The organism is Bizionia gelidisalsuginis (assembly GCF_008086185.1).
GTDB lineage: Bacteria > Bacteroidota > Bacteroidia > Flavobacteriales > Flavobacteriaceae > Bizionia > Bizionia saleffrena.
Genome location: NZ_VSKN01000002.1, coordinates 1 through 24,328, shown reverse-complemented (window position 1 = coordinate 24,328; position 24,328 = coordinate 1). Strand labels below are relative to the sequence as shown.

The following is a 24,328-nucleotide window of genomic DNA, read 5'->3' as shown; positions in this document are numbered from 1 at the left end:
AAGGTCGAGAGGGCGTAATCAAATAAGTATGACCTTCTAAATTTGGGCTCGCGTAAAAAAGTGACCTTTCAGTCTTTTAAACAAAATTCACAGTCGTTTTCTATTCGTTTGTTGTTAGTTTTGCTAATAAACGTATATTGAAACGAATTTATATATTTAAGTGAGGGTTTTACAATTAATAGATAGTTTAGAAGCGGGGGGTGCAGAGCGTGTAGCTGTTAATGTAGCGAATGGATTGGCGTCCCGAATAGAGCAGTCTTTTTTATGTGCTACTCGTAAAGAAGGGACTTTAAAAGAGACTATTTCAAAGGAGGTCGAGTACCTGTTTCTAGATAAACAACGCACAGTAGATTTTAAAGCTGTGGTAAGATTATTGCGATATGTACAATCGCAGAATATAGACATTATTCACGCGCATTCGTCGTCTTTTTTTTTAGCGACTATGGTCAAACTACTGCACCGAAAGGTAACCATTGTTTGGCACGACCATTACGGAGAAAGTGAGTTTTTAGACGACAGACCAACGAAAATATTGGCCATCTGTTCTCGTTATTTTACACATAGTATAGCGGTTAATACCTCACTGGAAACTTGGGCAAGTCAGCGATTTAAAGGAGTGCCTACGAGTTATGTACCTAATTTTGCAGTTCATAATTACGTGACACCACAAACGGTATTGGAAGGCGTGACAGGCAAACGCGTACTTCACTTGGCTAATCTAAGAGCTCAAAAAGATCATATCACCTTAATAAAAGCGTTTAAACATGTTTTGGAAGCGTGTCCAGATTGGACATTGCATCTGGTAGGGAAGGATTTTAATGATGCCTATTCGGCGTCCATAAAAAGCACTTTAAAGCGATTAGAATTAGAGCAGTCAGTTTTTATTTACGGTAGTCGAAATGATAGCGATGCTATTATTAAACAAAGTAGTTTAGGGGTTTTATCATCGGCGTCAGAAGGTTTGCCCATAGCGTTATTAGAGTATGGTTTGCACGGTTTACCCGTAGTTTCCACCCAAGTAGGTGACTGTGAGCGCTTAATAAGGAATGGAGATACAGGATGCTTAGTGCCGTCGCAGAATGAGCAAGCGTTAGCAAAAGCCCTCATTTTATTAATGAAGAATGAGAACTTACGGTTAAGATATTCGAAAAACTTGAACGCACATATTGCTACTCATTTTTCAGAAGAATTCGTTTTTAAAAAATTATTGTCCATTTATAAACGCTGCTTGTCTTAATTTGAAAACGTCCGTATACATATTTTATCTTTTAGTCCACCTCGTTTTGGGGGTGCTAGTCGCACTTATTCCTTTTGTTGCTCAACTATATCTCTTTGGTGTTTTAATCTATTTTGTCTTTAAAATCTTATCGACGACAAGAGATCAAAGACCACTTTATATCTTATTAGGTTGTGGCTATTTAGTAGGTGTTGAGGTTTTTATACGCATGACCGGAGGAGCTTTTTTCTATGAGGTGTCTAAATACGGTGTTATTTTATTTTGTTTAATAGGGGTGTTTACTACGGGAGCCAGTAAGAAGGCATTGCCCTACTATGTCTATCTAATACTCCTTATACCAGGCATACTCGTTGCCGGTTTTACGCAAGATGCGAATACTATTATACGAAAAGCAATTGCCTTTAATTTAAGTGGTCCCGTTTGTTTAGGTATTGTTGCAGTATATTGCTACCAGCGTAAAGTGTCTTACAAACATATGCACGCTATACTCTTAGCTATGGCATTGCCCATTGTAACTATGAGTACTTATTTATTTTGGAAAACACCAGATTTAAGAGATATGATAAGTGGCACGGGATCTAATTTTGCCAGTTCTGGAGGCTTTGGTCCTAATCAGGTATCCACCGTTTTAGGGATAGGGATGTTTGTTTTTACCGTTCGATTTTTTATGCGCTCTCCAAGTATTCTGTTAAAATGTATTAATCTGTTTTTACTTGCTGTCGTTAGTTTTCGAGCTATTGTTACTTTTAGTCGTGGTGGCGTAATTACGGCGGTAGTTATGATATTGTTTTTTGTTGTGGTGTATTTTAGATACTCTAAACCGCAATATCAAAGAAAACTGATTATCTACAGTCTTTTATTTATCGGAATGGGGGGTATCACTTGGGGGGTATCGTCGTATCAAACCAACGGCTTTATCGATAAACGTTATGCTAATGAAGATGCGTTAGGGCGTGAAAAGGAAGATCTCTCCACAGGGCGAACGGAGTTGATAGCATTTGAATTGAATGCTTTTTACTCTAATCCTGTTTTAGGCGTTGGCGTAGGTAAGGTAAAGGAGCTGCGTTATGAAAAAGAAAATATAAGGGCGGCGTCGCATAATGAATTGAGTCGTATTTTGTCAGAACATGGATTGTTTGGCCTTATTGCCTTTTTAATACTGTTTATTACGCCATTAGTAATGCGTATGGAAAACAAGTATAATATATTTTTTTACTCGTGTTTTCTGTTTTGGTTTTTAACGATCAATCACAGTTCAATGCGTATTGCTGCGCCCGCTTTTATTTATGGTTTATGTTTATTAAATATACAGTATGAAACACCTCGTCTATCTAGGAAATAAACTCAGTAGTGCTGGGCGTACTCAAAGTACAATCGATACCTTAAGCACTTTGTTAAGAGCGGAAGGCTTTACCGTGACCACCGCTTCAAAACAGACGAACAAAGTGTTGCGCCTTTGCGATATGCTATGGACGATTCTACGACACGCAAAACAAGCCGATTATGTGTTAATTGATACGTATAGTACTCAGAATTTTTACTATGCTTATCTCTGTGCTCTATTATGTCGGTTTTTGAGATTGCCGTATATTCCAATATTGCACGGGGGTAATCTACCGCAACGTTTAGAGAGTCATCCGCAATTAAGTGCATCGTTGTTTAAAAAGGCTTTTATTAATAGTGCGCCATCAAATTATATCAAAGCAGCTTTCGAACGATTGGGGTATACTAATGTAAAATGTATTCCTAATAGCATTATACTTAAAGCTTACCCGTTTAAAGAGCGAAATATACAGACAATTAATCTACTTTGGGTGCGTTCTTTTTCTGAGATTTATAACCCTAAATTAGCTATTCGCGTGTTGCACGGGTTGCTTGAGCGTGGTATTACGGCGACATTGTGTATGGTAGGGCCAGAAGTGGACGGCACTCTAGCAGCAACAAAAAGCTATGCCAAAGCGTTGAAGGTTACTGTGACGTTTACAGGGCAGTTAAGCAAAGCGGAATGGATTGCTTTATCGCAAGACTATAACGTGTTTATAAATACCACTAATTTCGATAATATGCCGGTGAGTGTTATCGAAGCTATGGCTTTAGGCTTAACTTTAGTGTCTACCAATGTTGGTGGATTGCCTTATTTAATAGATAACAATATTACAGGCGTTTTAGTACCGCCTAATAATGCAGATGCTTTTATAGATGCCCTTCTGGTGTTAAGGCAGGATCCTAAAAATACGGCAGCTATGGTCTCTAGGGCTAGGGCACAAGCCGCAGTTTATGATTGGAACAGTGTTAAAAAGTTATGGTTAGCTCATTTAAAATAAAAAAGACTTGCAGGACTCTTTTAACTTGTTATATTTACATCAAGTTTCCTTATTAAATGACAAAAAATAGTATTCATTTTGAAATCTCTGAACGCAAAGTGCTTTTGCGTTTATTCGATATTCTTTTTATTGGTGCTGCTTTGTATGGTGTTGAAACACTATTTGCTTTTGATTATTTCACTGTTGTCGGACACTGGGAATCTACCGTTGTATTGTCCGTTTATATTTGGGGATTTGGTACGGTATTCGAATTGTATGATTTGAAGAAGTCTAGTCGGATAGAAACGGTATTCCCTAGTATTATATTAACGGCATCGGTTTCTGTTTTGGTGTTTTTATTAACGCCCTATTTTACGCCAGTTTTACCTAGTAACAGGTTACAAATTCTATATTTTTATTTAGCTATTTTAGGTGCGTTGGTAGTTTGGCGAATTGTATACATTACATTTATATCCTCTCCACGATTTTATAAACGCGTGCTATTAATAGGTGAAACGTCTACCATAGAAAACATTGTGGAAGCCTTTAAAGCGGCCGATCCTAATTATAGTATTATAGGGTTTGTAAACTGTAAAGGCGGCTCTAAAGACTCTGTTTCATATAAGGGGTTACCTGAATTTGCACCCGAAAAAATAGAAACTATTGTGGCAACGGAAGGCATTTCAGAAATTGTGATAGCAACGTATAATTCTGAAGTTATTACTCCTGATATTTACGCGCATTTATTGAGGCTCTTAGAACAAGGGTTTCCCATTCGCGAGTATACTCAAGTTTACGAAGACATGACCTATCGTGTTCCTGTGCAGTATGTGGGGAAAGATTTTTATAAATATTTTCCGTTTAGTCGTAGTAATACGAATACGTTTTATTTAAGCTATAAACGTTTAATGGATGTGGTTTTATCGTGTTTAGGATTGCTTTCCAGTCTGTTTTTCTTACCTATAATCTTCCTTGGTAATATTTTAGGTAATCGAGGGACTTTATTTTATAAGCAAGAACGCGTGGGGCAGCACGGGAAAGTGTTTACCATTTTTAAGTTTAGAACTATGGTTAAGAATGCCGAAGAAAACGGTGCGGCATGGGCTCAAAAAAATGATGCTAGAGTGACGCGCTTTGGTGCTTTTTTAAGAGCGACTCGAATTGATGAAATCCCTCAGTTTATTAATATTCTAAAAGGCGAGATGAGTTTTATTGGACCACGCCCAGAGCGACCGGTTTTTGTTAAAGAACTATCAAAAGTGATTCCTTTTTATCAAACACGCCATGTTATCAAACCAGGTTTAACAGGATGGTCTCAGGTGAATGCACGGTATGGTAGTAGTATAGATGATAGCTTGGTTAAATTGCAATACGACTTGTATTACATTAAGCATCGTAGTTTTTTCTTAGATATTAACATATCATTAAAAACCTTTAGTACCGTTATCTTTTTTAGAGGTCAGTAGTTGGTGGGAATTGAACACTAAAATTGGTTACAAGCTCACCAATTAAAAAGTATAAGTACATTATTAGAACTAAACATTATTACTACACGATAGTTCTTAGCGGCGTTTAAACCAACACTACGAGATAAAATAATTGCTATTGACGCTTTACTAATATCCAAGTCAGCTATAATTTAAAGGAGTATTAAACATACTTTAAACGAACGTTTTTAAGCTTACTCTTTTACAGCCGCGTAAAACCAGATGAGGTAGATGTATCTTATGGCTAAGGCGACTAACAAGGGTATTAAAACGGGTGCAAAACGTTGCACACCAATGCTCCAATGTAAAGTTAATAAGCACAGCATTACCACTAATAATTTTAGGTACCCAATAAACCACTTTTTAGGTGTTTTTTTTAATAGCTGAAGCGTGCAAAATAAACTTAATGGGAATGCCCATAACACGTTGTAATTTGCAGCGGTCGCGCTATGGTCTGTTGCAAACCATAAAAAACACAGTAATACACCAATAAGTCCCGTAATAGTAAACAGGATAAGGTCTAAAACTGTAGAGCGTGTTTTCTTTTTATAATCCGTGTAAGTTATAAATAGTATGATTAGACTCAGTATAGAAAACACGAGTAACGGACTTGTAAAAAAGGAAGAACGACTCTCTTGGTCTCTTTTTTTATAAATAGTATGCGATTCTTTTACCAAAGGTTCTCCGGTGGATTTAAAGGTCGTTTCTTCAAAAAACTGATATACGTATTCCGGTAAAAACATATACTCTCTAGGCGTCGCCTTGGTGTCTATAACCGAGCCTAAAGCTACATCAATTCCAAAGCTACCCCAAGAATTCCATTTTAAGTTATTCTGAATTAAGGTTCTAAAGGTTTCTGCTTTATACGTTTGCGGTGTGGTATATTGTAAATCACTATGCCAGGCTTTTTCTGAAACATCGCGAATACGGGTCGCACAATTATCGAAAAAGAAATCGTAAGCATAGTATTTGTTTTCAGGTTTTAAATTATGAATAAGAAACGTGTATAGTTCGTTTTTCTGAGCGGGAGTAAGGTTTAGTACTTGCTCTTTTATCGTTCTGTTTTGCCAAACATAAACCTCTTTAAAGTTTTTAAAGGTGTTGGCTCCCATATAATAATCGAGTTGGCCTTTCGCAAAATTAAGATAGAAATTGGGGGCATTAAAATTGAACATTCCATAATTATAGACGTCATCAGAAAACGACGTTTTTACACGAAAACCACTGTGCCCAAAAGCATCGTTTAAAGAGGTTCCGGGGCCGATGGTTAGTACACTAAATTGTGCACTCTCTATTAACGGATTATTTTGTGCGGTACTGAAAACGCTAATTATAAGCGCAGAAATAAGGATTAGTTTTTTCATAGGGCGTAGAAGGACATCTATCTAAAAATACTGAAGTCTAGTTTAAGAGAAAAAACATTAGAGTATAAGGCAGCACTTTGGTCGCCAATATCTGTAAATGCATAATCAACGTGAATGCCATTATATTTAAAACCTATACCAAAGCTAGGTTGAAAGCTTAAACTCTCACTATTATCTATTTGTAATTCATTTTGAAAATTACCAACACCACCGCGAAGATAAACCATATCGATATATCCAAATTCGAAACCTAAAGCGGGATTTATACTGGCAAAAGAGGTGGAGACAATATCGTTGTTTTGAGCGAATCGCACATTTAAATCTATTTCTGCACGTAGCGCGTAATCGTAATGAAAGGTATAACTTTTCGCAATCCCAATTTGTAGTTTAGGAATGGTTATTTCTGTCGTTTCAGGGAGTTCTTGGTTCTGACCTTCAACAGCGTTTTTAATACGTTCGAAAGCGTCTTCATCGTAACTCCAAGAGTTAAAGGTGGTGGTAATATCTCTCGCCATTATCCCAAACTCCCAATTATTACCTGTTTTAAACTGAATAGCCGCATCAAACCCAAACCCCCAAGAGTTAGCAAAATCCCCAATTATTCTTCGGATTACTTTGGCGTTAACCCCATATTTTAAACCTTGAACAGGTAATTTTCTAGCATAAGAAAAGGTTAAACCATAATCGGCTGTCGAAAATAAACTGATACGATCGTAATTCACATTTCCTTGATCGTCTATAAGTTGTGTGGTATCTAAAATATCATCTACTGCAAAACGAATTAACGAAATCCCGAAAGCGCTTCTATCGTCTAAAGGCATCGCAAAAGCAACATAATCGTAATTTGCAATATTAGCAAAGTAGCTAGAGTGCATTAAAGCCAGTTGTTTCTCTTCTAAATTAACGAGTCCGGCAGGATTCCAATAGCCAGCATTGACATCTTTAGTATTTGCGGTTACAGCATTACTCATTCCTAACGCAGCCGCATCGACACCAATATTCATAAATTCGTTAGAATATTTGGTTTGTGCAGATGTCGCCAGTGTCACTGTTATTAAAACAAGTGTAAAAATTGATTTCAATTGCTATTTTTTTACAAAGATGCTATAATTTTTCTATATATTAAACTTGAAATCACTTAGTATATTGTATAAACCCTTTTTTTAAGGAATTACTTTGCTATTTTTACAAAAAAACAACTGTATGACTTTAAAGTCTTTTATCCCAAATTTTGTTACGCTTCTTAATTTATTATGCGGAAGTATCGCCGTCTTATTCGCTGTTAATAATTTACTTGTGGCTGCTGCGGTATTTGTATTTTTAGGTATTTTCTTCGATTTCTTCGATGGTTTATTGGCTAGGAAACTGAATGCACAAAGCGAAATTGGGCTTCAATTAGATTCTTTAGCAGATATGGTGACTAGCGGTTTGGTACCTGGTATTGTACTCTTTAAACTGATTAGTATGAGTGTTGATTCTTCTGCTTTTATTACGAGTTCGACAGAGTGGAACTCGCTGTTGCATTTAGGGGATTTTAAATTAGCTCCTATTGCTTTAATAGGGTTATTGGTGACTTTAGGTTCTGGATATCGCTTAGCAAAATTTAATGTAGATGAAGAGCAACAAAGCTATTTTAAAGGCTTACCGACACCGGCAAATGCGTTGTTAATTCTGTCGCTGCCTTTAATTATGGAGTTTCAAAATAACGATGTAATTAATAGCATTATATTAAACGTCTGGTTTTTAATTCCATTAGCCATTATTAGCTGCTATATTTTAAATGCACCAGTAAAATTATTTGCGTTAAAATTTAAAGACTGGAGTTTTAAAAATAATGCCATTCGTTATATTTTTATTCTGTTATGCATTGTGCTTTTGGTTGTACTTCAATTTGCGGCGATTCCGTTGGTTATTTTGCTTTATATTTTAATGTCCTTATTCTCTCAATAATAGCTTTAGCATTTTATAATCAACAATCAAAACACTAAAATAGATTTTATAGTATGGCTTCAGGATTTTTCGCATTATTAGATGATATCGCGGCGTTAATGGATGATGTTGCTGCAATGAGCAAAATAACCACAAAAAAGACCGCAGGTATTTTAGGGGATGATTTGGCGGTTAATGCTGAAAAAGCTTCTGGATTTGTAGCGTCTAGAGAATTGCCTGTGCTTTGGGCCATTACAAAAGGGTCTTTTTTTAATAAACTAATTATTTTGCCCGTCGCTTTTTTACTGAGCGCTTTTTTACCCTGGGCGGTCACCGTTATCTTGGTTTTGGGAGGCTTGTATCTCGCCTATGAAGGTGCAGAGAAAATCTATGAGTATTTTGTGCCTCACGCCCACAATACGGCTATAAAACTGAAAGAAAATCTTACAGAGGAAGAGATTCTTTTGGCCGAGAAAAGTAAAATTAAATCGGCTATTGTTACCGATTTTATTCTCTCTGTAGAGATTGTTATTATCGCCTTGGGTACGGTTGTCGGTCAGGACCTATTATTTCAGATTTTGGTGGTCTCCATAGTGGCTATTATAGCGACTATTGGTGTGTATGGTATTGTCGCTGTAATTGTACGAATGGACGATTTCGGACATAAATTAATAGCGTTAAGTAAAGATGGTAAAGGGGTTTTAGCAGCTATCGGACGCTTTTTTGTTAATGCTTTGCCTATAGTTATTCGAAGTCTATCGGTTATTGGAACCATCGCTTTACTACTTGTTGCGGGCGGTATTTTCGTGCATAACCTTGCGTTTTTACATCATTTTCTCGAGTCTATTCCTAGTTTTATCCGCGATTTTGTTGTCGGTTTAGGGTTTGGGGCTGTGGTATTGGTTCTTGTAATGGGAGTTAAGTGGGGGTTTAAGACAGTGAAAGGTTCGAAGGGGGAATCCCATAATCGGCCTTAATTATTCAAATATTTTCTTTTTACGAAGTTCGAAATTTTGGCCGAGGTACACTTTTCTAACCATCTCGTCGTTTGCTAATTCTTCAGGTTGACCCGCTTTTAAGATGCTACCTTCAAACATTAAATACGTACGATCGGTAATGGCAAGGGTTTCTTGTACATTGTGATCGGTGATAAGTATTCCTATATCTTTCTTTGTTAGTTGCGCAATAATACGTTGGATATCTTCAACAGCTACAGGGTCTACTCCTGCGAACGGCTCATCTAGTAAGATAAAATTGGGGTCGGTAGCTAATGCTCGGGCAATTTCTGTTCTTCGGCGTTCTCCTCCAGACAATAAATCGCCGCGGTTTTTACGAATGTGTCCTAAACTGAATTCTTCAATAAGCGATTCCATTTTATGTAACTGCTCTTTTTTACTCAGTTTCGTCATTTGTAAAACGCTTAAAATATTGTCTTCAATACTTAGTTTTCTAAAAACAGAAGCTTCTTGCGCCAAATAACCAATACCGTGTTGCGCACGTTTGTACATTGGGTAGTTGGTAATATTCTGGCCTTCTAAATGAATGGTTCCACCGTTGGGTTTTATTAAGCCTACAATCATATAAAACGACGTGGTTTTCCCGGCGCCGTTAGGGCCTAGAAGACCAACGATTTCTCCTGTATTTACTTCAAGAGAAACGCTTTTTACAACTTTTCGTCCGTTGTAGGACTTCATTAAATTTTCGGCTTTAAGCTTCATAGGTATAATATATAAGTGCTAAAAATACTAAATCAAAATTAAACGCTAATAGCAGGAGAGTGATTTGTTTAAAGTTTAACTATGGGCCTCTAGGGCATCCCAAAATTCGTAAGCGCGACGTAAGTGCGGAATCACAATGGTACCGCCCACTAAAGTAGCAATACTTAAGGTTTCGACTACTTTCTCTTTAGTTACTCCAGCCTTAAAACAGGCTTCTAAATGGTACTTGATGCAATCGTCGCAACGTAACACTGTAGAGGCCACGAGACCTAGTAATTCTTTGGTTTGCACATCTAGAGCACCGGCTGCAAATGCGTTGGTATCTAAATTAAAAATACGTTTTATAACTTTATTATTATCTTCTAGAATCTTACCGTTCATTTTAGAACGATAGTCATTAAACTCGGTTATTAGATCTGACATCTTTTTTAATTTTGCGGTTTTGTTTGCGTAATACAAATTTAGAAATATAAATACTTATCTCGTATAGGACAAGAATAGGAATCGCTACAATAATTTGACTTGCCACATCGGGGGGAGTGATTACTGCCGACAGAATAAGTACAATTACTAGAGCAAATTTACGGTATTTTCTTAAAAATTCTGGAGTGACTAATCCAACTTTGGTTAAGAAGTATATTATAATAGGAAGCTCGAAAATAAAGCCTGAAGCAATAACCGAAGCCCGAAGTAAACCAATATAACTACTAATATCGAAGTTGTTTTTAACTTGCTCACTTATTTGATATGTTCCTAAAAAGTTAATAGATAATGGCGTAATAATATAGTACCCAAAAAGAACACCAGTAAAAAATAATAATGAAGACACAATTATAAAACCGCGAGAATGTTTGCGTTCTGTAGATTTCATTCCAGGGCTTATAAATTGCCATACTTGATGAATAAAATACGGAAAGGATATAATAAAACCGGCATAAATGGAGGTCCAAATGTGTGCCGAGAATTGTCCGGCCATCGTTCTACTTTGAAGTATAAATGGTAACTCTTCACCGCAAAACGTAGAATCTTCTATCCCTACAAAGTTTGCCATACTGCATAACCACTCGTAAGTAGGAAATGACATTTTACTAGGGCCAAAAATTATGACATTAAAAATAAAAGATTTGAATGCGAAAGCAACGGCTCCACAAACAATAATAGCTAAACAGATTCTAATTAAATGCCATCTTAGATCTTCTAAGTGATCTAAAAAAGACATATTGTTCACATTTTTTTTTGCCATTATAAAATACCTTCTTTAATTAAATCGTGTAAGTGCACCACACCGGCGTAGTTACCATTATGTTCCACTAATAATTGAGAAATACCGGAGATTTCCATAAGCTCCATAGCTTCTACAGCCATCGCTTCTTCTGTGATGCATTTAGGGTTGGCGCTCATAATATCTTGTGCCGTTAATTTCGAAAAATCGTCTACTTTGGTAAGCATTCGCCTTAAATCACCATCGGTAATAATACCTACAATTTTATCATTTTCTACTACAGCAGTAACGCCCAGCATTTTCTCTGAAATCTCTATAATAACCTGTTTAACGTTGGTGTCAAGGTTTACTTTTGGTTTTTGGTTGGCAGACGATAAATCGTGTACTCTTAAATATAGTTTTTTGCCTAAAGCACCGCCAGGGTGGTACTTTGCAAAATCCTTACTCGAGAAACCTCGTAATTGTAATAAACATACCGCTAGCGCATCGCCCATAACCAATTGTGCGGTTGTGCTTGTGGTTGGCGCTAAGTTATTAGGGCAGGCCTCTTTTTCTACATAGGTATTTAAAATGAAGTCGGCTTGTTGCCCTAGAAACGAGTCTTTATTACCCGTAATTGCAATCATTTTATTGTTTGCATTTTTAATTAAAGGGACCAGCACTTTTATTTCTGGTGTGTTACCACTTTTAGAAATACAAATGACAATATCATCTTTTAAAATCAATCCTAAATCTCCGTGGATGGCATCGGCAGCATGCATAAAAACAGCTGGTGTTCCGGTAGAATTTAAGGTCGCAACAATTTTTGTAGCAATTATGGCACTTTTGCCAATTCCTGTTATAATTACCCTACCTTTGGAGTTGTATATTAGTTCAACAGCATCAGCAAAATCATTATCAATTAAATGCGCCAAGTTTTCAATAGACTTGCTCTCTAAAGCAATAGTTTCCCTTGCTGTTTTTAGAATGTTGTCTTTAGTATTCAAATTAATCAATTTTTATATATGATGCATCTAAAAGATTTTATTATCTTTAAATAATATGCAATACGTATAATTAGTAATAACTCTTATTTGCAGCAAATTTAGCGAAAAATTAAAAGGAAAGATTGTTAAAGAGTGTAAAATATTAGTGATTATTTTTTGAAAAATTGTACAGTTTGTAAAGTGTAAATAATAATTAAAACCAATTGAGTTACTAGTGAAAAGTGAATTACATTCAGCACTAAAAACCTTCTTTGGCTTCAGCGAATTTAAAGGATTACAAGAAGCCGTTATCAAGAGTATTTTAGCCAAAGAAAGTACCTTTGTTATAATGCCTACTGGCGGTGGGAAATCCTTATGTTATCAACTTCCCGCATTAATGCAAGAGGGCACAGCTATTGTTGTATCGCCTTTAATTGCTTTAATGAAAAATCAGGTCGATGCCATTCGTGGTGTTTCTGATGAGCATGGAGTTGCGCATGTGTTAAACTCATCGTTAAACAAAACTGAAGTTAAACAAGTAAAGCAAGATATTACCGATGGTATAACGAAGCTTTTATATGTTGCACCCGAGTCTCTTACCAAAGAAGAGAATGTAGAATTTTTACGCAGTGTAAAAATTTCATTTATGGCTGTTGACGAGGCCCATTGTATTAGTGAATGGGGACACGATTTTAGACCAGAATACAGAAATTTAAAACAGATAATAGAGCGTATTGGCGACAATATTCCTATTATTGGTTTAACGGCTACGGCAACTCCTAAAGTTCAAGAAGATATTTTGAAAAACTTAGGAATGTCTAACGCAAGAACCTTTAAAGCGTCTTTTAATCGTCCTAATTTATACTACGAAATACGTCCGAAAACGAAAAGCGTAGATGCAGATATCATCCGATTTGTTAAACAAAATGAAGGTAAAACAGGTATTATCTACTGTTTAAGTCGGAAACGTGTAGAAGAGCTCTCGCAAGTACTACAAGTTAACGGTATTAAAGCCTTGCCGTACCACGCTGGTCTAGACGCCAAAACCCGTGTAAAGCATCAAGATATGTTCTTAATGGAAGATATTGATGTGGTTGTGGCGACTATTGCTTTTGGTATGGGAATTGACAAACCCGATGTGCGTTTTGTTATCCACCACGATATTCCTAAAAGTATAGAAAGTTATTACCAAGAAACTGGTCGTGCGGGTCGCGACGGTGGCGAAGGGCATTGTTTAGCGTTTTACAATTACAAGGACATTGAGAAATTAGAAAAATTTATGTCGGGGAAACCCGTTGCCGAGCAAGAAATTGGTCAGGCGCTATTACAAGAAGTTGTGGCATTTGCCGAAACTTCTATATCGAGACGTAAATTTATACTTCATTATTTTGGTGAAGAATTCGATAACGAAACCGGAGAAGGAGGTGATTTAGATGATAATATGCGTTTTCCTAAAAAGCAACACGAAGCTAAAGAGAACGTTAAATTACTGTTGGAAATCGTTAAGAAAACAATGGAGAAGTACAAGTCTAAAGATTTGGTAAACGTTATTATAGGTAAAGAAAATGCTTTAATAAAATCTCATAAAACCGAAACCAAGCCTTTTTTTGGAACCGGTAAACATAAAGAAAACACGTATTGGATGGCTTTAATACGCCAAATATTAGTGACGGGATATCTTAAAAAAGATATTGAAACCTACGGTGTTATAAAGATTAATAACGCCGGATTAGATTTTATAAAAAACCCGACCTCATTTTTGATGACGGAAGATCATTTATTTAACGCCGCACATGACGATAGTATTATTACGGCTTCCAAAGGGAGTGGAACTGTTGTAGACCATCAATTAATGACGTTACTTAAGAGTCTTCGTAAAACCAATGCAAAAAAACGAGGGGTGCCACCATTTGTCATTTTTCAAGACCCGTCGTTAGAAGATATGGCGCTAAAATACCCGATTACTGTTGCCGAGTTAGCTTATGCACACGGTGTAGGAGAAGGGAAGGCAAAAAAATACGGTAAAGACTTTGTGGCTCTAATTTCACAATATGTCGAAGACAATGATATTGTGAGACCAGACGATTTGGTAGTGAAATCTACCGGAACCAAATCGGGTCTTAAATTATACATTATTCAAAACGTAGACAGGAAATTACCGTTAACCGATATCTCGTCGGCAAAAGGTATGGAAATGTCTGATTTTATAAAAGAAATGGAAGCGATTGTGTTTTCTGGAACAAAATTGAATATCGATTATTGGATAGACGATATATTAGATGAAGACCAACAAGAAGAGCTTCACGATTATTTTATGGAATCTGAATCTGATAAAATAGATAACGCGATCGATGAGTTTGATGGCGATTACGACGATGAAGAATTGCGACTCTATCGCATCAAATTTATGAGCGAAGTCGCAAATTAAAAGACCATCAGCCTAAAATAATCATGTTTTGGGCTGATTTTTATTAAAAGGCCTTTTTAAAAAGATGTAAAATGATAAAACGTAATTCGTAAAACCTTACTATCTTTGCCATTCATAAAAAAACAAGACAATGCAAGACGGTTTATATGCAAAATTTAACACTAACAAAGGTGTTATATTAGTTAATTTAGAATTTGAAAAAGCACCTGGAACGGTAGGTAACTTTGTGGCTTTAGCAGAAGGGAATATGGAAAACACTGCAAAACCGCAGGGTACGCCTTATTACGACGGCTTAAAATTTCACAGAGTAATTACAGATTTTATGATCCAAGGTGGGTGTCCACAAGGAGCAGGAACTGGAAACCCAGGGTATAAATTCGACGATGAGTTTCATCCAGAATTAAAACACGATGGACCGGGCGTATTATCGATGGCCAACGCAGGACCTGGAACTAACGGGAGTCAGTTTTTTATCACACATATCGCTACCGATTGGTTAGATGGTAACCACACCGTTTTCGGAAAAGTTATAGAAGGACAAGATGTTGTAGATGCTATTGCAAAAAGCGATGTTATTGAAACTTTAGAAATTGTTAGAGTAGGAGACGCCGCTGAGAAATTTAATGCTATAGAAGCATTTAGAACCTTTGAAGGTTCTCGTGAAACACTTATCGCTGAAGAGCGCGCAGCAAAAGCAGCAGAATTAGAACAATATGCTACGGGTTTTGAAACGACAGAAAGTGGTTTACGTTACCAAATTATACAAAAAGGAAACGGAGCAAAAGCAGAAAAAGGAAAAACAGTTTCGGTACACTATAAAGGAACATTAACTGATGGAACGGTTTTCGATTCGTCTTACAAACGTAATTCTCCTATAGATTTCGCCTTAGGAATGGGACAAGTTATTGCAGGATGGGATGAAGGTGTTAGCCTTTTGCACGTTGGCGATAAAGCGCGTTTTGTTGTGCCTAGCGATTTAGGATACGGAGCTCGCGGTGCAGGAGGAGTTATTCCACCAGATGCAACTTTAATTTTCGATGTAGAATTAATGGCTGTTAAGTAGTCCGCACGTAACAAATACACTAATTAAACGTCTCATAGGTATGGGGCGTTTTTTTTGTGCTTCATTTTTTTCTATTTTATTTAGAAATCCAGCAATCAAAACTATAATTCTGATGAAACCATTTTCTTTGTGCTCCTTCTTTTTAATTGTTTTCGTATTAAGTTGTTCCGATCAGGATCAATTTACTGAAGCTTTTCAGCAACACACTGCTGGGCGTTATTTATTACATCCGGATGCCGTGATTGGTATTCATTATAATAACAATACCTTATTAGTAGATTGGTTGGGGGCTAAAGATATAAAGCCGTTGCTTTTAGACGACCATACATTTTATGTAAAAGAAATGAATAAAAAAATGCGATTGGTTTTAAATCCAGCCGATAGCCTTTACTATTTATCGGAAGTGATTGGGGATGCTGCTGTAACGTACGATTATAAAAAACTGCGCGATTCGCAACACGTGCCAAGCTATTATTTGCTAAATAAAGATTATGACAAGGCTTTGAAAGGTTATTTACAGATTCAGGTTGAAGATTCGGCGAGTATTTTTATTGAAGAAAAAAAGTTCAATACTTATGGTTACGAAACGTTACGCAATGACGCGTTCGATGATGCGATAGCCATTTTTAAAATGAATGTGGCCTTGTATCCTGAAAGCGCAAATGTTTACGATAGTTTGGCAGACGCCTATTTAAAAAGCGGTGACAGCTTGGACGCTTTTATTAACTATTCAAAATCGTTAACATTAGATAGCGGAAACCCAAGCGCCAAACGGTATATTAAAGGGTATAACAAAGAGTAGTGCTTGTTACTTTTAGGCGCGTGAGAGTATCTTTATAATCAGTTTGTTATGTTTGTGAAGTACTTCTTCCTGAGCCAAAAAGACACGCGTACCAAAAGAATTAGTGCAGGGACTTCTACTAACGGTCCTATGACCCCAGCAAAAGCTTGATCTGATTGGAGTCCGAAAACGGCAATGGCAACAGCAATCGCTAATTCGAAATTGTTTCCTGCAGCGGTAAACGCCACGGCAGCTGTTTTGTCGTAGTTGGCACCACTAGCTTTAGTTACAAAAAAGCCAATTGCAAACATAATAATAAAGTATAAAACGAGTGGTATCGCAATAATCACAACATCGTAAGGAATCTGTACAATAAGTTCTCCTTTTAAAGAAAACATAATCACAATAGTAAATAATAGAGCGATTAAGGTTAGCGGTGATATTTTAGGGATAAACACGGTATTATACCATACTTCTCCTTTCTTTTTCACCAAAACATAACGGCTAACAATACCTAGTAAAAACGGAAGACCTAAATAAATGGCCACACTTTCGGCAATAGTCGCAATAGAGATATCTACGATAGCGCCTTCAAAACCAAAGTAGGGCGGAAGAACGGTAATAAATAACCAAGCATAAAAACTATAAGCAAATACTTGAAATACACTGTTTAGGGCGACCAGACCAGCGCCGTATTCGCTGCTGCCTTCGGCAAGATCGTTCCAAACGAGCACCATAGCAATACAGCGTGCTAAACCAATTAATATTAAACCGACCATATAGCCGGGGTGATCTTGGAGAAAAATAAGCGCTAAAACAAACATTAAAATCGGACCAATAACCCAGTTTAACAGTAGGGAGATCGATAATATTTTAGTGTTTTTAAACACTTTAGGAAGTAAGGCATAATTAACTTTTGCTAGTGGTGGATACATCATTACAATTAACCCAATAGCAATTGGAATATTTGTCGAGCCGCTACTTAAACTAGTAACAACTGCGGGAAATTTCGGAAAGAAAAATCCTATGCCAACCCCAAGGAGCATTGCAATGAGTATCCATACCGTTAAGTTGCGATCTAAGAGGTTTAGTTTTTTTGGTGTGCTCATTGTTTAGGCTTTAATTTTAGAGAATACGTAATATAGTTCGGTAGCAATTTGCAAACTTGTTTGATTATATTCGTCTGCTGCTTTTGGTGTGTTATCATAACGTTTTGGATCGCTATAGGTGAGCGAAAAACGACGTTCAGCTCCGGCTATGAAAGGGCATCCTTCATCGGCTTGAGAGCACGTCATTATTGCAATAAACGCCGTTTTAGGATTAAATGGGTGTTCTGTTGCTTTCGAGAACCCGATAATTGGGGGTGCGTTAGTGGCGTATTTTATACTATATACTGGATTTTCGGCTCCAGACAGTGTGGTGATTTGAAAGCCCGTTTGCTGCAATGTAGCAATAACCTTAGGGAATAACGCTGTGGCTTCTGTGCCTGCCGAATAACAGTGAACCTTATGGATATTGTAATAATATGCTAGAGTTTGTGCCCATATTTGTGCTAAATGACTGCGACGCGAGTTGTGAGTACAGATAAAATTTAGTCTTATCTCTTTATTTTGAGTTACCTTTTGCTGTATCTCTTCGATAATAGGATCCAATATGTTTTTTCGATGTGGTGTTATGGTTTCAACCGCTAAACTCCGTAACAGTTTTTTAATCTCAGGAAATATGGCATTCATAGCGTCGTTTTATTTCGTATTGCAATTAACAACAACCAGATCCCGGCGCGCAAGAACTCCCTGTTTCAATATCTTTGAAATTTAATTGCTGTTTAGTCTCTGGAATACCACAGTGGTCTTTTGCCAAGCAGTCGGTCGCCGTTGTCGTTAATAGAAATTGAGAACCGTTGTAGCCAAGTCCATATTTTTCTATAGTTTGTCCTTGGTATTCCACTTCAATCGCCAAATCTTGAAGCTCTAAAAGGTTTTCTGATAGCGCGATAATATTTAAAAGCTTTTCAGGATGTAAACGGTGGTCGTAATCATCGGTGTTCCATAATTGAAAATTAATAACTTCTTCGTGTCTCACCGTTCCGCCACAGTCTATAAAATGTTTCGTTATTTTCCCCACTTCGGTAACGTGAAAATGTTGTGGTACCAAAGTGCCATCGGGTAATTGAAAAGCGATGGTTTCAACTTCTTTCAATATGGCTTTAATTTGAGATAATGTCATAAGTTTTTTTTCTTCGTTAATTACGATGTAATAGTTTGTTTTCTAGCAGCACTGATCGGTTTCAGAATAGTCTTGATCTAAAAATGTAATCATAATAGTCTTCATATTTAACCAATTGTCTTTGTCAATACAATAGCACACGCTCGTGCCTTCAATCGTTCCTTTTATCAGTCCTAAGTTTTTTAATTCTTTTAGATGCTGAGAAATGGTAGGTTGTGCTAATCCAATAATGCTGACTAAATCGCCACAAACACAGGTGTTTATTTTAAATAAATGCTGAAGGATAGCTACACGTGCTGGGTGCCCGAAAACTTTAGCAAATGTTGCTATTTCGTTTTGCTGAAGGGTAAATATTTCGGATTTAGTAATTCCCATAGTGATTTGTTTATTGCAATATTACGATTAATAGAATTAAAACGGTATTGTTTGTTTGATAAATTTTGAGAATGTATGGGTTTCTTGTTTTAGTATACAGATTTTGAAGCTGCTTGTTTAGATTTAATAGTATCTTTCTATTTAGTTTTTCGACGGCGATTGACCAGACAATAGGTGGCCTAAATTTGTGTTTCTATAAGAGATCCCGATTTAAGTTTGTGTTACAGTTTCGTCGAAAAGTTCTGCCACATAATACTAATTTGAAATAAAACTGTTCCCTCTATCGCAGTCGAGAGGTAATTTATAAATTCACAAACAACAAACCACTAGATAATTTCTAGGTTCCGATTTTAGTTTTTCTCGGGTGCAATGATTTAACTAGACAATCGTTTTCAATTAATAAAAATAATACGCAGTACGTCTCGTTTCTTGTCTCTAGAATTTAAGATCATTCATATAGTAAACAAAATCTTTTTAAGGCGCTAAAAACACTATCACGCTAAAATCATTCATCTTTTTGAATATAATCGTGGATGATACCTTCGGTTTCTTGGTTTTCGGCGAGCTCCAATAAAGTTCTGTTAACGCTATATACCAGTTCTGAATTTAACGGGAACGCAAAGCCATAGCCCTGTTTATAGTATTCGGCTTTACTTATGCTTAGTGTTTCGTTATCACTTTCATTATTTTTTAAGAAGTATAATAATTGAGGCCGGTCGTATACCACAGCCTCTACTTCTTGATTTTCTAATTTCTCCATTGCGATATCTAAACTAGCAACACCAATAGATTTTATTTTAGATTTGGTCAAAAACTGAGCCGCTGGAGACCCGGAAATCGTAGCGGCTTTGCGACCGGAAAGTTGTTCTAAATTTGTAATGGTAGTCGACCCAATAGAGGTTAACGTTAGTGTGCTCGCTATTCCTGCTACCATAGAGGTGGCAAAAATTATGGAGATAATCATCCAAGAGCCTGCAATTATGCGGCCCGCTAAAGTTATGGGTGCTTTATCGCCGTAACCCGTGGTACTCATCGTTACAATAGCCAACCACATACCTGTACCAATACCTTTTACAGGATCGTGAGGAAACTGTTCTGGGGATTCTTTGCGTTCGGCCAACCAAAACAGCGAGCCAACACCGGCCAAGATAATTAGAAAGATACCAACAGCTATTATTAATTTAAAACTAAATAGTGGTTTTATTTTTTGCCAAAACGTCTGATTCCCAATTCGTGATATTATCGATATACTCGAATTATAAAAGGGTTGCGAGAATCGCATACTTTCTACGCGCTTTGACGTAATACTTATGGGGCCAACCACCAGATCTAGCTCCTTTTTCTCTAAAGCGTTCAGTGCATCTTCAACATTTGTAAACGGAATGTATTTAAAATTCCAGTCCTTCTTTTCAGCTATTCTATCCCATATCTCTACAGCTATGCCGTTATCACTTTCACTAAAAACAAAGGGTTCACTTCCCGAAACCCCAACGCGCAACGTACTTTTAATAGTATCTGTTGCTTTCGTTTGTGCATGAACTTGCATTGAAAGGGTACAAGATATTTGAAAAATAAATAATAATAAGTGTTTTGATAAATTGTAAAGCATCGTGCGTTGTGTGTTCTATTGTTCTAAAAGCTATTATAAAGAGTGAATTCAAACTAGAATGAAAGGACTAACCAACCGTTGCAAATGTGTTTGTAGTCTACTTTTTTACTAAAATAAATAAAAGGAAGTAAACATCGTCGTTTATTAGTTGAATTCAAGAGTTTTGTTAAAACCGCTAACTTTCTTCTCAAAAAAGTTAAACAATCGTGTTTGCTTTTTTGCACCTCTCTATTGGAGATAATTAATCAGTAGAATTGTTATCTTTCCTTTATTTTTTTAGCTATTGCATTCGCTGAGCGTATTGCACCTTCCATATATCCAGGAAATTCTGATGCCGCTTCAGAACTTGAAATAAAGACTTTACCATCAAAAAAGGCGTCTCTAAAAATGGGGTTTCCGTTATTCTGATGAGGATACACTTCGGAGGGTTCAAAAGTATTTACGTCATTACTCCATACACATTCTTCATAGGTAATAAAATCTTTTGCTTTCAAACCAAACACCGCTGTAATCTGTTCAATCACAATTGATTTTCTTTGGGAAGCTGTTAGCGTTTTTAAAGCTGAATTCATAAAGCCACAGAGAGCATACTTAGACCTTTTGTGGTTGCAGTGATCATAAAATTCTGTAATGGGACCGGACTGACTAAATAAAGTGCCCGGTTTGTTATTCTCTTGCCAAAAAGGCGTGGTATAACTTAACGCTACCTTTATGGAGTCCTCCATCCAGGTATGTGTTTGCTTTGCAATTTCTGAAAGATTGATTGGGAGCTCTGGTTTAAATGTAATTCTGTTTGCCCATAATTTAGGAGGGATTGCTAATACTACCGCAGTACCTTCAATAACTTCTTCTGCAATAACCTGAACAGAATTGTCTTTAAATTTAAGGTGCTTTACCGTCTGATTTAACAGGATGTCGTTTTTATCCAATTTTTTGACTAGAGTGTTTATGAGATGCGCTGTTCCTCCAGAAATTCTAAAACTCGGGGCTTGCGGAGGGATTTCTATAGTTTGAGTTTTTGAAGTAGAACCTGCTTGAAAGAAAACGGTGCGGTCCATAAACTGTTCAAAGTATTCTATTTCCAATTCATTTAAAAGCGATAGTAGCTGCTTGTGCTGGTGTGTAAACCAAGTGGCTCCCATCTCAATAGGTGGGTAGTTTGGTCCATAAATAGTATTTATGCGGCCACCAACGCGATCTCTCGCTTCTAGTATTTTAAACGGAATGTCTTGTTTTTTTAAGTGGTAACCTATTAAAAGACCCGATAAACCTGCTCCAATTATTAGTATCATACTGCAAAAATACTGAAGTTGCTCTTAATTTATCTCACCTTCAAGGGTGAAAAAACACCTATTTAAGACTATTTTAATAGTTCAACTTACATAATTGTTAGTTTTATTGTTTGTTTTTTTTAATCGGTTAACGCCCTAATTAAGAGTAGAAACCATTTTACATACCTTCTAATCTTTATAGAATATAAGGTAGTGAATCCCCTTAGTGTCTGTCTACTTTCAAATTGTTAAAACCGTCGCTGAATACGTTTTTTAGGTTTCAAGTTCGTGTCTATAATAATTTCAAAATCAATGACGCCTAAAATTAAGCCTTCCTTGGTGGTAACGTCGACTTTCCAAAGCCCCGGTTTCACGTTGTTTTTATATGTGTAACCGCGAAAACCAGCATCACGACCGCCCGTTATTTTATAACTAATATTGTCTACAAGTTCCCAATTATTAGTGTTTTTATTAAACCATTTCCAACGGTGAAAAATTGATTTCTTAATTTCGGTCGGTGCAAAAATAGAGGTGAAAATATAAACCCTTTCACCGGGTTCATATATAAACTCTAGTCTATGATCTCGCCAAAATATATACCATTCATCTCGCTCGTAAGTCACTAAATAACTATTGTTTTGTTTTTGAACGTTGTGTGCAACCATCCCAGCATCTAAAGCCAATGGCACTGGCGGAATAAGGTTTGTAAAATAAAATGTGTTTATGGTAACGTATATTACTAAAATAATACTGAATAGTTTAACAATTCTTATTTCTGCACGAGTGCTAGGGCTTTTTCTATAAATAAAAGTTATTAATAAAAGCGTTACGGCTAAACTGACCAAACCGGAATAAATAAAAACAGGGGTATTCATTTTCTTTATAAAAACCGGTATCATAAAGGCGAAGAACGTGAAGCTAAGAAAAAAATAGACGCTAAATTGTAAATACTTATTGGAAATTCGCTTTTTTAGTAATTCATTTGCCAGCAGCAATGCTAGCAGAATAATAAAAAAGGTAATGGTTTTGGATAATGAAACACTTCTGGAGAAATAAATAACGTAAGCGCTAGACAACCCACCAAAGAAAAACTGAATGGCTAGAGAAAAATAAATCTGATAACGTTCTAAAAAGGTGTTTTTCCATTTACCATCATCCATTAAATTATAGAGGTACAGCGTTACGGTTAAAGAAGTCATGTGTAAACACAGAACCACTAAATCGTAAATACGATCGATACGACCAAGAGTTAAGGAATCGAAAATAAAGCCACCAACAAAAAAGCATATCAGTAAATATTTTTGATATTTTTGAATGGCATTGCGAAATCGACTATTTTTAAACCTTTCTATTGCGCTGTTCATATTTCCTTTAAAAGAGTTTAAAAATATGAAAAATAACAGTGAGTTTTAATCCTTGGACTGTAAAAATAATAATAGATTTTTATAGCTTGCTTATTAGGCAATAATTATTCTTTTTTGTTTGAAAATTTTAATTACCATCTCTTAATCTACTAAAAAGTGCATTGCTAGTCTTTGGAATAAAGCAGAATATATTACCATTATAGGCTATAGTAATAGAGCTGATATTTAGCATTCTGTTCTTAATTTTGCGATTGAGTTTTAGATTGTTTTTCAAAATAGTCATAGTATTCTAAAGCCATTTCTTTATTTACTTCACCACTTAAGGAAACTATTTTAAGGTTATAAATAAACCTAATCACATCTTTTTCATTCGTTATACTTTCAGTCTCAAAATCCCAAGTTTTATTTAAATCTACAAACGTGACTGTTGGCAACAGTACATATTCATTTTTATAAGTATTAAATCTTTTGTTGGTTTTAACTACAATAATTTTTTCGTTAGTTTTTAAGCTACTAATACTATATTCATCGCTTTTTTTCTTATTTATAGAAACGTACTCTTTACCATTAACCAAGGCAATATTGTTATGTATTGAAATGTCTTGAGAAAATAAGTTTAAGGTTATTAAAGCGGTTATTGCGAATAACAGTTGTTTAGTTTTTTTCATATTATGATATAATAGGAGTCTTAGGATTTTAGGTATTATTATTCATTGTACGATAAAAAAGAAATGTAAAAATAGAAGTCTGGATGTGCTAATTTAGCGGACAGTACAAGTTAAGCATAAAGTCTTACATTTAACTTATGACACAAGAGCGAAAGAAATATGATCCAGCTTTTAAACGACAAGCTGTAGAATTAAGTAAGGACAGAAAGAACCTGTCAGAACTAGCAAGAGAACTAGGTATCAAGGTTACTCTTTTATACAAGTGGCGTAAAGAATTTGAAGCTTTTGAATCGGGAAGTTTCCCTGGCAATGGTAATT

Annotated in this window: 24 protein-coding genes; 10 read left to right on the top strand and 14 right to left on the bottom strand. The window is 36.2% G+C overall.

All coding sequences use genetic code 11. The features are described 5' to 3' along the window. Positions 1-160: 160 nt before the first annotated feature. Genes ES677_RS02130 through ES677_RS02115 form a run of 4 tightly spaced genes read left to right on the top strand, consistent with a single transcriptional unit; the run spans position 161 to position 5,006 of the window. Complete coding sequence (locus tag ES677_RS02130; protein WP_148380295.1) at positions 161-1,237, top strand: glycosyltransferase; 1,077 nt, start codon at positions 161-163, stop codon at positions 1,235-1,237. Position 1,238: 1 nt separating this feature from the next. Beyond that, on the top strand, positions 1,239-2,579 hold the full coding sequence (locus ES677_RS02125; RefSeq protein WP_246124327.1) for an O-antigen ligase family protein: 1,341 nt from the start codon (positions 1,239-1,241) through the stop codon (positions 2,577-2,579). After that, positions 2,551-3,561, top strand: a complete 1,011-nt coding sequence (locus tag ES677_RS02120) for a glycosyltransferase family 4 protein (RefSeq protein ID WP_148380294.1) — start codon at positions 2,551-2,553, stop codon at positions 3,559-3,561. The genes ES677_RS02125 and ES677_RS02120 overlap by 29 nt, the downstream gene beginning before the upstream one ends. Before the next feature lie 56 nt (positions 3,562-3,617). Then, positions 3,618-5,006, top strand: a complete 1,389-nt coding sequence (locus ES677_RS02115) for a sugar transferase (RefSeq protein WP_148380293.1) — start codon at positions 3,618-3,620, stop codon at positions 5,004-5,006. Positions 5,007-5,221: 215 nt separating this feature from the next. Here the strand turns inward: ES677_RS02115 and ES677_RS02110 are convergent, their stop codons facing one another. Together ES677_RS02110 and ES677_RS02105 are read right to left on the bottom strand one after the other, a co-directional pair. After that, the gene (locus ES677_RS02110) at positions 5,222-6,391 is read right to left on the bottom strand and encodes a lipoprotein N-acyltransferase Lnb domain-containing protein (protein ID WP_148368042.1); all 1,170 of its coding nucleotides are present in this window, start codon (positions 6,389-6,391) and stop codon (positions 5,222-5,224) included. Between the two features lie 17 nt (positions 6,392-6,408). Then, on the bottom strand, positions 6,409-7,473 hold the full coding sequence (locus ES677_RS02105) for a putative type IX sorting system protein PorV2 (protein ID WP_246124326.1): 1,065 nt from the start codon (positions 7,471-7,473) through the stop codon (positions 6,409-6,411). A 121-nt stretch (positions 7,474-7,594) separates the two neighbouring features. Here ES677_RS02105 and ES677_RS02100 point away from each other — a divergent pair, with 121 nt between their 5' ends. Both ES677_RS02100 and ES677_RS02095 read left to right on the top strand, forming a co-directional pair. Continuing rightward, positions 7,595-8,341, top strand: a complete 747-nt coding sequence (locus ES677_RS02100; protein WP_148368041.1) for a CDP-alcohol phosphatidyltransferase family protein — start codon at positions 7,595-7,597, stop codon at positions 8,339-8,341. Between the two features lie 53 nt (positions 8,342-8,394). Continuing rightward, entirely contained in the window at positions 8,395-9,297 is a 903-nt protein-coding gene (locus tag ES677_RS02095) for a DUF808 domain-containing protein (RefSeq protein WP_148368040.1), read from the top strand. Here the strand turns inward: ES677_RS02095 and lptB are convergent, their stop codons facing one another. The 4 genes from lptB to ES677_RS02075 all read right to left on the bottom strand — a co-directional run bounded on the left by lptB (position 9,298) and on the right by ES677_RS02075 (position 12,246). Further along, positions 9,298-10,038, bottom strand: a complete 741-nt coding sequence (gene lptB / locus ES677_RS02090) for an LPS export ABC transporter ATP-binding protein (protein WP_148368039.1) — start codon at positions 10,036-10,038, stop codon at positions 9,298-9,300. 75 nt (positions 10,039-10,113) lie between these two features. After that, a complete protein-coding gene (locus ES677_RS02085; RefSeq protein WP_148368038.1) occupies positions 10,114-10,461 on the bottom strand; it encodes a carboxymuconolactone decarboxylase family protein in 348 nt (115 codons plus the stop codon). Then, positions 10,436-11,281 carry a twin-arginine translocase subunit TatC gene (gene tatC, locus ES677_RS02080; protein ID WP_148368037.1) on the bottom strand — a complete coding sequence of 282 codons (846 nt, stop codon included), beginning with the start codon at positions 11,279-11,281 and terminating at the stop codon, positions 10,436-10,438. The genes ES677_RS02085 and tatC overlap by 26 nt, the downstream gene beginning before the upstream one ends. Then, positions 11,281-12,246, bottom strand: coding sequence for a KpsF/GutQ family sugar-phosphate isomerase (locus ES677_RS02075; protein WP_148380292.1), 966 nt, complete (start codon positions 12,244-12,246; stop codon positions 11,281-11,283). Before ES677_RS02075 ends, tatC begins: the two co-directional genes overlap by 1 nt. Before the next feature lie 214 nt (positions 12,247-12,460). Here ES677_RS02075 and ES677_RS02070 point away from each other — a divergent pair, with 214 nt between their 5' ends. The 3 genes from ES677_RS02070 to ES677_RS02060 all read left to right on the top strand — a co-directional run bounded on the left by ES677_RS02070 (position 12,461) and on the right by ES677_RS02060 (position 16,518). Then, positions 12,461-14,653 (top strand): RecQ family ATP-dependent DNA helicase, encoded by a 2,193-nt coding sequence (locus ES677_RS02070; protein WP_148380291.1) that lies wholly within the window; start codon positions 12,461-12,463, stop codon positions 14,651-14,653. A gap of 130 nt (positions 14,654-14,783) precedes the next feature. Further along, positions 14,784-15,716, top strand: a complete 933-nt coding sequence (locus tag ES677_RS02065; protein WP_148368034.1) for a peptidylprolyl isomerase — start codon at positions 14,784-14,786, stop codon at positions 15,714-15,716. Positions 15,717-15,828: 112 nt separating this feature from the next. After that, positions 15,829-16,518, top strand: coding sequence for a tetratricopeptide repeat protein (locus ES677_RS02060; protein WP_148380290.1), 690 nt, complete (start codon positions 15,829-15,831; stop codon positions 16,516-16,518). Between the two features lie 38 nt (positions 16,519-16,556). Here ES677_RS02060 and arsB read toward each other — a convergent pair whose 3' ends face one another. The 8 genes from arsB to ES677_RS02020 all read right to left on the bottom strand — a co-directional run bounded on the left by arsB (position 16,557) and on the right by ES677_RS02020 (position 24,010). Next, positions 16,557-17,606, bottom strand: coding sequence for an ACR3 family arsenite efflux transporter (gene arsB / locus ES677_RS02055; RefSeq protein ID WP_148368032.1), 1,050 nt, complete (start codon positions 17,604-17,606; stop codon positions 16,557-16,559). A gap of 3 nt (positions 17,607-17,609) precedes the next feature. Further along, complete coding sequence (locus ES677_RS02050) at positions 17,610-18,230, bottom strand: arsenate-mycothiol transferase ArsC (protein ID WP_148368031.1); 621 nt, start codon at positions 18,228-18,230, stop codon at positions 17,610-17,612. A gap of 25 nt (positions 18,231-18,255) precedes the next feature. Further along, positions 18,256-18,723 (bottom strand): DUF6428 family protein, encoded by a 468-nt coding sequence (locus ES677_RS02045; RefSeq protein ID WP_148380289.1) that lies wholly within the window; start codon positions 18,721-18,723, stop codon positions 18,256-18,258. Positions 18,724-18,765: 42 nt separating this feature from the next. After that, complete coding sequence (locus tag ES677_RS02040) at positions 18,766-19,098, bottom strand: ArsR/SmtB family transcription factor (protein ID WP_148368029.1); 333 nt, start codon at positions 19,096-19,098, stop codon at positions 18,766-18,768. A 505-nt stretch (positions 19,099-19,603) separates the two neighbouring features. Beyond that, on the bottom strand, positions 19,604-20,644 hold the full coding sequence (locus ES677_RS02035; RefSeq protein WP_211357854.1) for a transporter substrate-binding domain-containing protein: 1,041 nt from the start codon (positions 20,642-20,644) through the stop codon (positions 19,604-19,606). A 320-nt stretch (positions 20,645-20,964) separates the two neighbouring features. Further along, positions 20,965-21,999 (bottom strand): flavin monoamine oxidase family protein, encoded by a 1,035-nt coding sequence (locus ES677_RS02030; protein ID WP_148380287.1) that lies wholly within the window; start codon positions 21,997-21,999, stop codon positions 20,965-20,967. A gap of 227 nt (positions 22,000-22,226) precedes the next feature. Further along, positions 22,227-23,342 (bottom strand): DUF2914 domain-containing protein, encoded by a 1,116-nt coding sequence (locus tag ES677_RS02025; RefSeq protein ID WP_148368027.1) that lies wholly within the window; start codon positions 23,340-23,342, stop codon positions 22,227-22,229. A 239-nt stretch (positions 23,343-23,581) separates the two neighbouring features. After that, the gene (locus ES677_RS02020) at positions 23,582-24,010 is read right to left on the bottom strand and encodes a hypothetical protein (RefSeq protein WP_148380286.1); all 429 of its coding nucleotides are present in this window, start codon (positions 24,008-24,010) and stop codon (positions 23,582-23,584) included. A 137-nt stretch (positions 24,011-24,147) separates the two neighbouring features. On the opposite strand from ES677_RS02020, the gene ES677_RS02015 reads away from it, so the two are divergent. After that, positions 24,148-24,328: transposase (locus tag ES677_RS02015; protein ID WP_148380285.1), on the top strand; the 181-nt coding region annotated here is incomplete at its 3' end.